The 14,258-nt window shown below is 37.3% G+C and carries 11 protein-coding genes; 4 read left to right on the top strand and 7 right to left on the bottom strand.

Translation table 11 applies throughout. The features are described 5' to 3' along the window. Positions 1-5: 5 nt before the first annotated feature. The gene (locus AC6F8J_RS13685) at positions 6-2,867 is read right to left on the bottom strand and encodes a phosphodiester glycosidase family protein (RefSeq protein ID WP_500724106.1); all 2,862 of its coding nucleotides are present in this window, start codon (positions 2,865-2,867) and stop codon (positions 6-8) included. A 352-nt stretch (positions 2,868-3,219) separates the two neighbouring features. Here AC6F8J_RS13685 and AC6F8J_RS13680 point away from each other — a divergent pair, with 352 nt between their 5' ends. From AC6F8J_RS13680 to AC6F8J_RS13670, 3 genes are all read left to right on the top strand, one after another. Then, complete coding sequence (locus tag AC6F8J_RS13680; protein ID WP_500724104.1) at positions 3,220-4,353, top strand: HD domain-containing phosphohydrolase; 1,134 nt, start codon at positions 3,220-3,222, stop codon at positions 4,351-4,353. A 383-nt stretch (positions 4,354-4,736) separates the two neighbouring features. Further along, positions 4,737-5,690: a tRNA modification radical SAM protein MnmL/YtqA gene (gene mnmL / locus AC6F8J_RS13675; protein ID WP_500724102.1), complete on the top strand. Its 954-nt coding sequence runs from the start codon at positions 4,737-4,739 to the stop codon at positions 5,688-5,690. Continuing rightward, positions 5,680-6,204 (top strand): DUF4364 family protein, encoded by a 525-nt coding sequence (locus AC6F8J_RS13670; protein ID WP_500724100.1) that lies wholly within the window; start codon positions 5,680-5,682, stop codon positions 6,202-6,204. The genes mnmL and AC6F8J_RS13670 overlap by 11 nt, the downstream gene beginning before the upstream one ends. 161 nt (positions 6,205-6,365) lie before the next feature. On the opposite strand, the gene yihA is transcribed toward AC6F8J_RS13670, so the two are convergent. The 6 genes from yihA to AC6F8J_RS13640 form a co-directional block, all read right to left on the bottom strand. Continuing rightward, positions 6,366-6,986 (bottom strand): ribosome biogenesis GTP-binding protein YihA/YsxC, encoded by a 621-nt coding sequence (gene yihA / locus AC6F8J_RS13665; protein WP_500724098.1) that lies wholly within the window; start codon positions 6,984-6,986, stop codon positions 6,366-6,368. After that, complete coding sequence (lon, locus tag AC6F8J_RS13660; protein ID WP_500724096.1) at positions 6,973-9,315, bottom strand: endopeptidase La; 2,343 nt, start codon at positions 9,313-9,315, stop codon at positions 6,973-6,975. The genes yihA and lon overlap by 14 nt, the downstream gene beginning before the upstream one ends. A 109-nt stretch (positions 9,316-9,424) precedes the next feature. Further along, on the bottom strand, positions 9,425-10,735 hold the full coding sequence (gene clpX / locus AC6F8J_RS13655) for an ATP-dependent Clp protease ATP-binding subunit ClpX (protein WP_500724094.1): 1,311 nt from the start codon (positions 10,733-10,735) through the stop codon (positions 9,425-9,427). An 18-nt stretch (positions 10,736-10,753) separates the two neighbouring features. Then, entirely contained in the window at positions 10,754-11,335 is a 582-nt protein-coding gene (clpP, locus tag AC6F8J_RS13650) for an ATP-dependent Clp endopeptidase proteolytic subunit ClpP (RefSeq protein WP_500724092.1), read from the bottom strand. A 58-nt stretch (positions 11,336-11,393) separates the two neighbouring features. Then, positions 11,394-12,680 (bottom strand): trigger factor, encoded by a 1,287-nt coding sequence (gene tig, locus AC6F8J_RS13645; protein WP_500724090.1) that lies wholly within the window; start codon positions 12,678-12,680, stop codon positions 11,394-11,396. Positions 12,681-13,035: 355 nt separating this feature from the next. Then, entirely contained in the window at positions 13,036-13,584 is a 549-nt protein-coding gene (locus tag AC6F8J_RS13640; RefSeq protein WP_500724088.1) for a DJ-1 family glyoxalase III, read from the bottom strand. A 123-nt stretch (positions 13,585-13,707) separates the two neighbouring features. Here AC6F8J_RS13640 and AC6F8J_RS13635 point away from each other — a divergent pair, with 123 nt between their 5' ends. Then, the gene (locus AC6F8J_RS13635; RefSeq protein ID WP_500724087.1) at positions 13,708-14,190 is read left to right on the top strand and encodes a CYTH domain-containing protein; all 483 of its coding nucleotides are present in this window, start codon (positions 13,708-13,710) and stop codon (positions 14,188-14,190) included. The last annotated feature ends 68 nt before the right edge of the window (positions 14,191-14,258 follow it).

Below are 14,258 nucleotides of genomic sequence, written 5' to 3'. Positions count from 1 at the left end.
CGGTTTTATTCGGTGCTGACTGCAGTATACAGGTTCTCAATCTTATACTGCAACTCATTTTGATCCATATAAAAATTCAACACATAAAACTGGTTGTTAATGTTTAAGGATCTCCCTTGTGCATTATACCACAATCCATTCATATCTACATACCGAATTCCTTCAAGATAGTTAATGCCGAAAGTATAGCCGTTGGCATTGATATAGAAAACATTCTTGCCTGTCTTTTCCTTATAGTCTCTAAGCATACTATGAATTAATCCGGCTTCTCTTTTATCTGTGAAGTTACCGGTTTTGACCGGGCTGTTATTCCCAATTAAGATAATATGCTTTTGATTCGTATTTGAAAGCTCTGCTTCTAGTTTTTTAATCTGAGCTGTGTCTGTTTTATACAAGGAGTTCTTAGAAGTAGATAAGTGAATTATCTTCACTTCCGGATGATTACTGACTTTGAACTGATCTTGCCAGATCTCCGTCTTACCCTTTAACTTACTTGCATCCACATTTGAATAACCTGAATAGATGGCCAGGTCGCTTTGATTCATAAACTCATAGGCTTTTGTCATCACAACTTCATCCAACAAGGTGTTACGGCCACTTGTGGCTCCAAAAATAGAAATGTTAAATTTTCCATCTACGGCAATGTCCTCTTGTAAAGGATCTTTTAGGCTATTGACATCATAGCCTTCCAAATAACTCGTTTCAAAAGGTATGCTTTTTTCAAGCATGTCAAAGTAAACACTCCCTTGAATGTCAGCTTTGGCGTTGACACTAGCAACATAGAGTCTTTCTATTGTAATTGGATAAGATACTTCTGCCGGTATGGCTGCTGTCAGCTTCTTCCAACCTTTAAAATCAATGGCATTGGTAAAGGTAATAAGGTGAGATACGTTCTTACTATCTACTATCTTACCTCTAAACATGAGACCACTGTTGTCACCATATAACTGAAGGGATAGACCATTGACCTTAGACGGAATAATAATAGGATTGTTTTCAAATACCGTGTAAACAGCTTGGGTCATTTCTGCTTTTTTAAAGCTATAATCCAGCTTAACAGAGGTCTTTTGTGAAGTTTCTACAATTTGGGCGTTGTCAAGTGTACTCTTTCCTACTGCCGTTTCAGGATAAACCATGGTTGTTGGTATAAAATTCTCAAAGTCTGTTACCAACGCCTTTTGTTCGCCAACAATAATGTAACCTGTCACTTCAATACCATCTAGGCCGATGGTTACCTTTGTCCTACCCACGTTTTGACCTGCTTTAAATACACCGCCTACAAATTGACCAAGACTAGGGTTTTCCACTTTGTAGGTCGCTTGCTTAATATCAATAGCGGTTTTATAACCGTCTCGGTCTGTCGCAAGAAGACTAAATTGTCCTGTACCGTTTTGAGGTATCTGAAGCACCTTGTGTCCAAGGGCGAGACCGATATAACCGTCTATGGTATTGATGGTTGTAGATGCCGTTTTTCCGTTATAATGAACAAAAACCGTCCCTTTACCAGCAATGGTTGGCACATAGGTCATACCCTTCCAATTACCACGTAGGCCATCTACTGTAAAACTCACGTTATTGTTATCTATAGCAATCGGATTGTAGTATTCATCATAACCCAAGACTGTGAAGGTAATAGGCTGATTAATCATTGTCCTGTTTTTATTAGGTACCAGAACAATATTTTCTAGTTGACCTTCAGGTGCTGTCGTTACAAAGCCTAAAGCATTTACCACTTTACGCTCAGCACCATCCGATGGTTTGCTCACAAGGTTTGAAGTAAAAGTACCCAGTGGTCTTGACACCATACTCGAAGAACCCCCACCGTCGTAATGAATAGCATTATAGGCGCCATATTCCAACATGTATTTTCCTAATTCCCCGTGGGTAGTTCCAATACTTTGTCCTCGACCGTCTACCACCATAGCAATTAAGTAGTCCTTGTTTTGAGTAATACCTACCGCGGTTCTTGGAGCATTGGTGTTTTTCGTTAAAATTGTTCCTTTTTCTACAATGGTGCCGTTTTCAATAATCTTACCACCGCCACTTAAAATCATCTTAATCGAGTTATCGGCCATACTGTTGGCAATACTTAATGTTACTTGTTCACCGATTTTAAAGGTTTCAAAATAGATTTCATATAAGCCTTTATACATGGAAATTATATAGCCATTATCCGGTATGGCCACATTTTCCATTGGCATCTTATGATCAACAATCACACCATCTACCACTACCATCTTATAAGAGTTATTGATGCGTAAACTTTCAGCTGTAGTTTTAACTGCTTTTTGATCAAAAATTACCGGTTTTACTTGTATATTGATTTTGTTGATGCCATATAGATCCATCTCAAGTCCTGATGAGTTCCTAAGACGAATATCACCACTAAAAAAATCTAAGAAGATAGATGCTTCTGTTTGAATCAAGGAAGCTACGCCTTTGTCATAATGGTTATAGAGATCTTGAAGCACAACATAACCATCTTTATATTCGGGACCAATGATATCCGAAGGGTTGTCTTTCATATTAAAAAAAGATGCATTAATCCCTGCAACAGTTTTTGCAGATTGGTTGACCATCGAAGAAACTGTGCGTTTTTCACCGAAAACATTTGGTGACCTTAAAATATCCAAATCCACATAAGGGTTATTTAGATCCATTTTTAATACATGAATATCCACCCAGCCTCGACTGGTAAGCTTGGCTTTGGTTTCGTATATAAGCCCACTGGTCACCTGCTTTTGTGTTATTTTTTCATAGTAGGTTGTATCATTTGCTTTAACCACCATCGTTAAAGGTTGTATTGTTAGGGCACCTGCCAATAAAAAAGACATAGCACCTCTCATAATTTGCTTTTTTTTCATCATTTCTTACCCTCTTCTTCGTCTTAATTCATTAATCCTCATATGATCAAATGGTCAAAACTAAGTCGCATGTTTTAACCATTCTATAGTTCAAGTATCGATTTATTCTAACATACTTGCCCAGTGTTTTATATGTTTTTTCAATAACAATTCAGTTAAAATCTTAGTACAGTTTTCTATAGTAAAATACGTGATCTACTTACAAAATCTATATCTCATGATGTCAGTTCCCTTTTTTACCATAGTTTGGTATAATTAATATAGAGGCTATGCCTCGCCACAACCCGTCCCCCAACACGTTACATTAAACAATCAAATTCCACTTAGGCAAGACCTATTTGCCAAAGGAGTCTCGATGACCGAATATACACGCAGACGTATTAGTTTGAACCAAATAAAGATACATATGGAATTAGCGGAAAATGTTATTGCCCCAAATGGTATGCTTTTAATCCCTAAGGATACATCCATTACTGAGAAGCATATATTTCGCATGAATCTTTATCAAATTCTAAGTGTTGTTATTAAAGAATTTAGCCCTGCCCTTGATGCAGCCGAGAAACTTACCAAACAAGAACGTCAGGCTTATAGCACTGAGCATCCTACTTTTGACCAATATTCTAATGTTGCATATGAACCCAAAACTGTGAATTATCAGAATTTTAAAGAGACTTTTGTACAAGAGGAATCATCTGTTAAAAACGAACTCTTAGCCATCAGTGATGGCAAAAGTATAAACCCTGAAAGATTAATCAAAAGCACCGAAACCCTTATGAGTTCTTTAAGGCTCAAAAGTGAGCTTTTTAATTATATGAACCATTTAAGGTCTAATATCGGTCACACTTATGTCCATTCACTGAATGTTTCTATGCTATGCAATATATTTGGTCATTGGCTCAAAATGCCTTCTGATGAGATTGAAGATTTAACTTTAGCCGGTTTGGTTCATGATATTGGCAAAACCCAGATTGATCAAGCCATCTTAAATAAACCGGGTCGCCTTAATGAAGACGAATTTGCAGTTGTCAGGCAACATGCTCTATTGGGTTATAACCTTCTAAAAGATCAGAAGATTCCTGAAAGGATCAAACAAGGTGTTCTTATGCACCATGAACGCAACGATGGTAGTGGTTACCCCTTTAGCCTTAAAGGCGATTCCATCTCTGACTTCGGTAAAATACTGGCCATATTAGATACCTATGATGCTATGACTTCTAATAGAACTTATCACAAGAAATTCTCACCCTTTAAGGTCATACAGATGTTTGAACAGGAATCCTATGGCTTTTTAGATGCACGGTATTTGTACATCTTCCTTGAAAATATTGCCCACAACTACTTAGGCGAAAATGTAAAGCTTTCCGATCAGCGTGAAGGTAAGATTGTTTTTATTCATAACACATCCCCCTCTAAGCCCATCGTGCAAATTAATCAAGAAATTATCGATCTTATGACTTCAACTGACCTAACCATAGAAGAGATTCTATAAACACCAAAATATATTTTTATTTTTTTCAATTTAGGTATTGTTTTATAGAAATACATATATTATAATTAGGTCGTGGTTGAATTTTGTTCTCCCTTCTTATTGGAACGAGATTCGTACCCACTATATAACCCCTTATTAATTATTTATACTCCCCTCATCAAAATAACCACATTCTTTAATGTGGTTATTTTACTGTCCATCGCCACTTTTTGAATGACTTTAGTATTAAAATCTGTTAAAATAGGGACATATAACAAAGAGGCTACGCCTCGTTTTGCGAAGCAAATTGTTCCGGCAGGAAAGACTTCTTTGATAGTTAATGCGAGGCTTCAACGCATTAATATAACATAGACTTTCCTAGAGAATGCAAAAAGGAGTATCATATGATATGGCCTGACCAGAAACCCTACTATAGCCTAAACTGTTTCTATAATCAGCTGTTTGGTCAAAAGACATACAAAATTGCTTTAAACATTGCTTTAACTTGTCCAAACAGAGACGGTACTTTAGATCATCGAGGTTGTATTTTTTGCTCTAGTTCAGGTTCCGGTGATTTTGCAACACCTTCAGCTTCAACTCTTGAAAAACAATTGGATATAGCCAAAGACCTGTTGCAAAAGAAGTATGAAGGCCAACACTATATCGCCTATTTTCAAGCATTCACCAACACCTATGGACCGATAGACTATTTGAGAAATACTTATAGAAGCATCATCCAACGACCTGATATTTTAGGTCTTTCCATTGCGACGCGACCGGATTGCTTGTCAAAAGACATTCTTAACTTATTAAAGGAATTAGTTCAAGTAAAGCCCGTATGGGTAGAGCTAGGATTGCAAAGCATTCACGAAAAAACCTCAAGTTTTATAAGAAGGTGCTATCCTTTGGAAGTTTTTGATTATGCCGTCCAAAGTCTACACGCTATTAATATAAAAGTTGTGGTCCACTTAATTGCCGGACTTCCAACAGAAACAGATGCAGAATTTTTAGAAAGTGTTGTTTATGTCAATCGTTCTCAAGTCCACGGCATAAAATTCCAACTTCTACAAGTCCTTAGAAATACGGATTTAGGCAGTTTATATGAAGAAAAACCTTTTAGAATATTAACTCTAGATAGTTATGCTAACTTGATTGTCACCGCCATTGCAAATATAAATCCGAATATGGTTGTACACCGAATTACCGGTGATGCGCCAAAAGAAGATTTGATTGCCCCCTTATGGAGTTTAAATAAACGCGGCGTTCTTAATAAAATTCATCAATGTTTTAAAAATAGAGAACTATGGCAAGGAAAGTTATTAGAAAACAATGAAAGAAGGCCTGAACATGACCGGTAACGATTATGAACTAAGTCTAAACAAACTTATGATCTTGTTCCTAATTGAAAAAGCAGGGTTACCCCTATCTAATACCCAACTCTCTGATTTTTTATTGGTTTTAGATTATACAGATTACTTTTCGCTTCAGACTTATATCGGACAGATGATTGAAGCTAGGTTACTAAAATCCTCCAAGATATCAAGTCATACGCTCTATGATATCACCGATGCCGGTTGTGAGACATTAGAGTACTTTAAGAACCATATCCCTGAGAGCATCAAAGATGATATGATTATATACCTCAAGAAAAATAAATATGACATCAAGTCTAAATTTGATGTTGTTGCTGACTATATCCCTGAAAAAAACGGTGATTTTTATGTTAATTGTGTTGCCAAAGAAGATAATAAGAATCTTATAGAGATTAATTTAAGGGTAACAAAAAAAGAGGAAGCTTTAAAAATCTGTGATGCTTGGGAAAGTAAAAGCCATGAAATCTATAAACAGCTCTTATATAGTCTTCTTGAATAAGAAATTATGTTTATAAGCAAGCAAAGAAGCTTCGCTTCGTTATGAGCCCTGCTCATGTTTCTGAACGGTTCGCTAGGAAAAGACCTTGACCATTCAGCTATGTTTTAAAGCTGAATGCTAGAATATGACTTTCCTAGAGAAAAATAGAGAAGAAGAACAGATTAAATCTGTTCTTCTTCTCTATTTTGTTCTCTAACAAACGCTAGCCATTGATCTATTTCCGCCCATATCGCTTCAGCACCTTGCTTGGTCATTGACGAAAAAGGGATAATCTGATTGGTGCTATGTAACGCCAATGCTTGCTTAATAACTTTTAAATGTTTGATGATTTGAGACCTGTTTAATTTGTCCGCTTTGGTTGCTACGACTAACGGTTCAAAGCCTGCTGTCCTTATATAATCCATCATTATACAATCGTTTTCATTAGGCGTATGTCGAATGTCCACCAACAAAATAATCATACCAAGAGGCACTCTTCTATTGAGGTAATATTCAATCATTTTACCCCACTGTTCTCTTGACGCTCTTGCAACTTTAGCATAACCATATCCAGGTAAATCCACAAAATATAACTGTTCTTCTACATTATAGAAATTAATGGTTTGCGTTTTTCCCGGCTGTCCCGAGGTGCGCGCTAATGATTTTCGATTAATCAGGGCATTAATGAGAGATGATTTACCAACATTAGACCTACCTGCAAATGCCACTTCAGGATAATCCGTTTCGGGGAATTGTTCAAACTTAACACCAACCGCTTCTAATCTAACATTATTTACCTGCATCTTTTGTCTCCTTAATTAAAGCTTCTTTTAAAACCTCATCCATATTTCGGACATATACGATGGTTAATCCCATCAGAATCTCTTCACTGATTTTCTCTATATCCCTTTTGTTATCAATCGGTATCAATACTTTTTCTATGCCTGCTCTTTTGGCTGCCAGCAATTTTTCTTTCAAACCTCCAATAGGTAATACACGCCCTCTTAATGTGATTTCTCCGGTCATTGCAACCTTATTATGGACCTTGACGCCTGACAAGGCAGATATAATAGCTGTGGCTAAAGTGATGCCTGCAGATGGTCCATCTTTTGGTACAGCGCCTTGAGGTATATGAATATGGATATCCTTGTTAGTATAAAATGCCTCATCAATATTATGATCGCCTGATATCGATCTTGCATAGCTAATGGCTGCTCTGGCAGATTCCTTCATGACATTACCAATCTGCCCTGTAATCTCAAACTTACCTGTACCAGGCATGACATTCACTTCAATAGACAGGGTATCACCGCCGACTTCTGTCCAAGCCAAACCTCTAACAACGCCTATTTGCGGCTCATCACAGCGTTTATCATAATGAAACAAGGTAATGCCTAAATACTTCTTAATATTCTTTTCCGTGATTTGAACCCTTTTCTTCTCACCAATGACAATTTCTTTAGCCACTTTACGACATATTTCTCCGATTTTTCGCTCTAGGTTTCGAACACCGGCTTCTTTTGTATAGCTATTGATCATCTCTATAAGTGCCTTATCACTGAATTTTAGTTGCCCTGTTGTCAAGCCATGCTTATCAAGTTGTTTTTTTATCAAGTGAGCTTTTGCAATATGTACTTTTTCATTAACAGTATAGCTATGTACCTCAATAATCTCTAGTCGATCCATTAAGGGTCTCGGTATGGTTCTTAAGCTATTTGCCGTACCAATAAATAGTACATCGGATAAATCAACATTCATCTCTACATAATGATCTCTAAACTTATCGTTTTGTTCACCATCTAAGACTTCAAGCAATGCTGCTGATGGGTTGCCCCGCATATCAGAGCTCATTTTATCCATCTCGTCCAGTAAAATCAAAGGATTACTAGTTTTTGCCTGTTTTAAGGCATTGACTATACGCCCCGGCATAGCACCAATGTAGGTTTTCCTATGTCCTCTAATATCCGCTTCATCTCTAACACCACCCAGAGATATTCTGGCATAATGACGGTTAAGTGCCCTTGCTACTGACTTTGCTATGGAAGTCTTGCCAGTTCCGGGCGGTCCAACTAGACATATAATCGGGCTATCGGTTTTTTTTGCTATTTTTCTAACCGCTAAATGTTCAATAATTCTTTCCTTGACTTTTTCCAGACCATAGTGATCTTCATCCAAGATACCTCTAGCGCTTTCAATGTCCGTACTTTCTTCTGTTTTTTCACCCCAAGGCATCTCTAGGATACATTCAATATAGCTTCGAATAACAGAACCTTCTGCAGATGAAGCTGACATACGCTTCAATCTTTTTAACTCTTTATGCAACCTATCCTTAATTTCCACTGAGGCATTTAGATTGTCCGCAGCCTCCATATATTCCATAACTTCATCTTCAATTTCTTGTTGATCACCTAATTCTGTTTGAATAATTTTTAATTGTTCTCTTAAAAAATATTCTTTTTGATTCTGGTCAATTTTTTGTTTGACCTGATTATTTATGTTGTTTTTCAGCTTCATGATTTCCACTTCAGCGTTTAGCATAGAAATAGCCAACTTGAATCTGGACTTAACCTCTATTTCACCCAAAATACTTTGTTTATTGGATAAGGATGTCATTAAATTAAAAGCAATATTATCCGTCATTTCACCAATATGTTTGATTTTACGTATATTGTTTAAAGTATCCTTGGAAAAATTAGGATTCACTTTTTCATAGTCATGAATAGACTCATAAGCGATACGTCGCATAGCCTCTTCTTCTTCAATACTTATAGATTCATCCATGGACACAATCATTTCAATATTGGCTTCCAAATATGATTTTTGGTCTGAGAAATTAATGATTCGACCACGGCTGATGCCTTCTACTAAGACACGAACGATTTTATTGGGTAATTTAATTAATTGCTTGATTTTTGTAATGGTCCCGTCCTCATACATATCTTCAACAATTCCCGGTTCTTCTACGTGGGCTTGCTTTTGGGCGACCAAAAAAATCATCTGACCTTCTAACATGGCTTGATCTAAAGCTTTTACTGATTTGTCTCGTTTTACATCAAAATGCATGATTGTATTGGGAAAAAGATTAATACCTCTCAAAGGCAAAACCGGCAATAAAATAGCATGTTCAGTCATATACGAACCCCCTTCGATGATTCATTTAGGTTATTTACGGTAACCTATAACTCTTTTTGTTCAAAAAGCAATAAGGGAGCTCAACCACAGCTCCCTTAAGATATTTTCATTATGCTGTTTCGTTTTCACTTTTACGTTTACTTCTTGGTTTGATTACGGCTTGGTCTTTCTTAATCATTGCCACATTCTCGTTTACTATAACCTGAGGATAACTTTTATTCTCTACTGTTTCCTTTGTTATAATGCATTTTTCTATTTTTTCATCTGATGGGATCTCATACATAATCTCCATCATCAACTCTTCCAATATAGCTCTTAGTCCACGAGCACCAGTCTTTCTTTGAACCGCTAATCCTGCAATGGCAACCAAGGCCTCTTCTTCAAATTCTAACTCAACATCGTCTAGCATAAACAGGCTTACATATTGTTTGACCAAAGCATTTTTCGGTTGGGTCAAAATCTGAACCAATACCTCTTCTGTCAAGTTTGACAAGGTAACACTTACAGGTACACGTCCGACAAACTCCGGAATCAAACCAAATTTCAACAAATCTTGCGGCAATAGATTCTCAAGTATAACTCCAACTTGAACATCTTTCTTACTTACAATATCGGCTCCAAATCCCATAGATTTTGTTCCGACTCTTTGTTCAATTACCTTTTCTAGGCCATCAAACGCTCCTGCACATATAAAAAGAATATTTGTTGTATCGATTTGAATGAATTCTTGATGGGGATGCTTCCGACCACCTTGAGGGGGTACGGATGCCACTGTACCTTCTAGTATTTTTAGTAAAGCCTGTTGAACGCCTTCTCCACTAACATCTCTCGTAATAGATGGATTCTCAGACTTACGTGCAATCTTGTCAATCTCGTCTATATATATAATGCCTTGCTCTGCTTTTTCAATGTCAAAATCCGCTGCTTGAATCAGACGCAATAGAATATTTTCTACATCTTCTCCAACGTAGCCTGCTTCGGTTAATGAGGTTGCATCCGCAATGGCAAAAGGTACGTTTAACATTCGAGCCAATGTCTGGGCCAACAAAGTTTTACCGGATCCTGTTGGGCCAACCATTAGAATATTACTTTTTTGTAGCTCAACATCTTCTGAAACATTATTGCTACGGATTCTTTTGTAGTGGTTGTAAACCGCAACCGCCAAAGTCTTTTTAGCTTTTTCTTGTCCGATAACATAACCGTCAAGAAATGTTTTGATTTCTATTGGCTTTGGTACATTGGCCAACTCAACCTCTTCTTTGAAATCCTGAAACTCTTCTTCTACAATATCTGCACATAATTCTATACATTCATCACATATGTAGACATTAGGTCCTGCAATTAGTTTTCTTACTTGATCTTGAGTTTTATGACAAAAAGAACATCTAAGTTGCTTCTTATCATCAAATTTATTAGCCATTTGTCCACCTACTTTCAGTTATCGCTTTTCGATGACTTTATCAACGATTCCATAAGCAACTGCTTGCTCCGCTATCATAAAGTTATCTCTTTCTGTGTCTCTTTCAATAATCTCAAGAGGTTGTCCTGTTCTTTCACTTAAGATTTTGTTCAATGCTTCACGCATAGCAATAATCCGTTCTGCATGAATCTTTATGTCCGTTGCTTGCCCTTGAGTGCCACCTAGTGGCTGATGAATCATGACTTCTGCGTTTGGCAACACAAACCTCTTGCCTTTTGCACCACCGGCCAATAAGAAAGCACCCATGCTTGCAGCCATACCCACGCATATGGTTGATACGTCAGGCTTAATTAATTGCATGGTGTCATAAATTGCCATGCCTGCTGTTATGGAACCGCCCGGACTGTTGATGTAAAGATGAATATCTTTGTCCGGATCTTCGGCCTCTAGAAACAACATCTGTGCCACTACCAAGCTAGCTGTTGTATTGTTCACTTCTTCAGCTAGAAAAATTATACGGTCTTTTAGTAATCTTGAGAAGATATCGTAAGTACGTTCTCCTCGACTTGTTTGTTCTACTACATAAGGTACTAAACTCATATTACCATCCTCCTTTGTCGGAATTGGCATTGCCTAATCTTGTATCTAAATTGTCTTATTACACTTCTTTAGATGCTTCTACGACAAGGTCAAGGGCCTTTTGATTCAACATATCTTGACGAATAGATTCTTTTTCTTCTTCACCAATGGTTTCTTTAAGTACTGCAAGGTCCATGTTGTATTGTTCTGCCATCGTGACCAGTTCTGCTTCAACAGCCTCATCGCTCACTTCAAGGTTTTCTGCTTTGGCTATGGCTTCAAGAACTAATCTTACCTTGATTTTTTCTATGGCTTGACCTTTCATTTGCTCTTTTAGTGTATTCATATTTTGACCTGTCACTCTAAAATAGTCTTCAATTTTCATACCTTGGGTTTGAAGTCTTTGTGAAAACTCATAGGTCATATTTTCAGCTTCTAGCTCAACCATAGGTTCAGGCATATCCATTGTCGCCTTCTCAATAATGGCTTTAAGCAGATTGCTCTGGTTTTCTTGTTTGCTTGCTGCTTCTTTTTTATCAAGAATGTGTTTTGCAACATCTTCCTTATATTCCGCTAGCGTATCAAACTCAGAAACATCCTTTGCAAACTCATCATCAAGAACCGGCATTTCTTTTGCCTTAATCTCATGTAAGGTTACTGTAAACATTGCCGGTTTGCCTCTTAAAGCTTCTGACTGATAGTCTTCTGGGAATGTTACATTAACTTCAAAAGTTTCACCAATATTTTTTCCGATGATTTGTTCTTCAAAAGTATCAATAAATGAACCTGAGCCGATTACTAGACTAAAGTTCTCTGCCTTACCACCTGCAAAAGGTGTGCCATCTACAAAACCTTCAAAATCAATAACAACATGGTCATCCATCTCTACCGGTCTACCGACAACACCAACCATTCTTGAATTTTTCTCTAGAACACTTTTGAGTTCAGCTTCAATGTCTTCATCTGTAACTTCTACAGTTGTTTTTTCAACTTCAAGACCCTTATACTCCCCAAGTGTCACTTCCGGCTTTACAGCAACTTTTGCAGTAAAGATGAAGTTTTGACCTGATTCGATTTGCTCAACATCTACTTCAGGTCTTGACATGACTTCAAGTCCGGTTTCTTCTACCGCTTGATCGTAAGCGTTAGGAATAATACCATTGGCAGCATCTTCATAAAATACATTTGCACCATAAACCTTCTCAATTAGTTTACGAGGTGCACGGCCTTTTCTAAAGCCTTGAATAGTAATCTTACCTCTATTCTTCAAGTAGGCTGCTTGTAAACTTTTCTCAAACTCATTTGCATCTACTTCGATTACAAGTTTCACCATACTGTTTTCTAATTTTTCCACTGTTGTGTTCATTGATTTGTTCCTCCTTGATTAACTTCTATTCTTATTTAATTATGGTTAAAGCGTCAAATCTATATGTGTAGGTTGATCTTAAGCAACCTATTTTTAACACTTTAACCGACTATTTATTTCAAATCAGCCTTAAGGCTACATTTTTGAATCTGGGCATAATGACCCAAGTTTAACCATTAAACCATTATAACACAGTCGAATTTAGATTACTACACCTATTTTAACATGTGGAAAACGATTTTTACCCATCTGCTTCTACGGACCAAGAGGCTCTTTTTCGTTGTTGATTAAGAAGTAATCTGTACATAATTCAAAAGAATCTGTATAACCATTAAAGCTACAGATTCTTTGTCTACTATGTCAGTATCAGTTTTTTTTGAAGTGCAACGACCTCATCCGCATCTAAATACCACTTAAGAATCTCTAAGCCAAAGGACATGGCCACCCCCGCACCCTTAGCTGTAATAATATTTCCATCTGTTACGACTTCATTCTCACTCACTTTGGCGCCTTTGAGATGAACTTCGTTGCCGGGATAAGCTATAGCTTCCTTACCTGTCAGTAAACCAAGTTCACCAAGTATACTTGGTGCCGCACATATGGCTGCCAGTTTTTTACCTGATGAGTAAAAAGCGGGTAATAGTGCCATTAAGCTCTCATGTTTACTGAGATTTTCCGTACCCGGCATACCACCTGGTAAAATAAGTACTTCATACTCTGAGTAATCCACCTCATAGAATAGGCGGTCGCATTTTACGGTTATATCATGGGCACCGGTAACATCTAAATTACCGGAAACAGATATTAAATCTAATACCATGCCACCTCTTCTTAAAACATCTATGGTACTAACCGCTTCAATCTCCTCAAAACCGGTCGCTAAAAATATTGCCATTTTCGTCATAAAATACCTCCGTTATAATCCAATAAGTCAATGTACTTTTTATTCGATTATGGTTTATAATATAAGATAATCCTAATATCATTTTACATAACCCTAGTTTATCATAAAAGTGAGGTTTTTAGAATGGAAATAGAAAGAAAATTCATTGTGTCATCTTCACCCGGCCCACTGGCCTCTTATCCCAAAAAAGAAATTCTTCAAGGTTATATCAGTACCAGTCCTGTCATACGTATACGTAAATCCAATGAAGATTATTTCTTAACGTGTAAGGGTAAGGGACTGCTTGCTCGGGAAGAATTCGAGATCTCCATAACCGCTTTGGAATTTGAACATCTGTCTTCTAAGTTGGATTATTATTTGATTCATAAGACCAGATACCTCGTCCCTTATGGTGAGTACACCGTTGAGCTGGATGTCTTCAAAGATCGGCTTGAGGGTCTCATCATGGCTGAGGTGGAATTCCCATCCTTAGAAGCTGCACATGATTTTGATGCACCGGACTGGTTTGAAGAAGAAGTCACCGAGAAAGGTCGATATCAAAATAATGCCCTCTGTCGGTTAAATAGGTTTGATGAGTTAAACACAAAAAAAGAATCTACTCAGTAGATTCTTTTTTTGTAATGCGGATGAAGGGAGTCGAACCCCCACGCCGTAAAGCGCTAGATCCTAAGTCT

Source organism: Petrocella sp. (assembly GCF_059865615.1).
The sequence above is the reverse complement of the archived record's forward strand: the minus strand, read 5'-3'. Positions and strand labels throughout refer to the sequence as shown.

Coding starts and splice junctions, on each gene's coding strand:
- yihA (WP_500724098.1), bottom strand. CDS start 6,986: ATGCAGGTAAATAATGTTAGATTAGAAGCGGTTGGTGTTAAGTTTGAA.
- lon (WP_500724096.1), bottom strand. CDS start 9,315: ATGACTGAACATGCTATTTTATTGCCGGTTTTGCCTTTGAGAGGTATT.
- tig (WP_500724090.1), bottom strand. CDS start 12,680: ATGAACACAACAGTGGAAAAATTAGAAAACAGTATGGTGAAACTTGTA.
- clpX (WP_500724094.1), bottom strand. CDS start 10,735: ATGGCTAATAAATTTGATGATAAGAAGCAACTTAGATGTTCTTTTTGT.
- AC6F8J_RS13680 (WP_500724104.1), top strand. CDS start 3,220: ATGACCGAATATACACGCAGACGTATTAGTTTGAACCAAATAAAGATA.
- AC6F8J_RS13640 (WP_500724088.1), bottom strand. CDS start 13,584: ATGACGAAAATGGCAATATTTTTAGCGACCGGTTTTGAGGAGATTGAA.
- AC6F8J_RS13635 (WP_500724087.1), top strand. CDS start 13,708: ATGGAAATAGAAAGAAAATTCATTGTGTCATCTTCACCCGGCCCACTG.
- mnmL (WP_500724102.1), top strand. CDS start 4,737: ATGATATGGCCTGACCAGAAACCCTACTATAGCCTAAACTGTTTCTAT.
- clpP (WP_500724092.1), bottom strand. CDS start 11,335: ATGAGTTTAGTACCTTATGTAGTAGAACAAACAAGTCGAGGAGAACGT.
- AC6F8J_RS13670 (WP_500724100.1), top strand. CDS start 5,680: ATGACCGGTAACGATTATGAACTAAGTCTAAACAAACTTATGATCTTG.
- AC6F8J_RS13685 (WP_500724106.1), bottom strand. CDS start 2,867: ATGATGAAAAAAAAGCAAATTATGAGAGGTGCTATGTCTTTTTTATTG.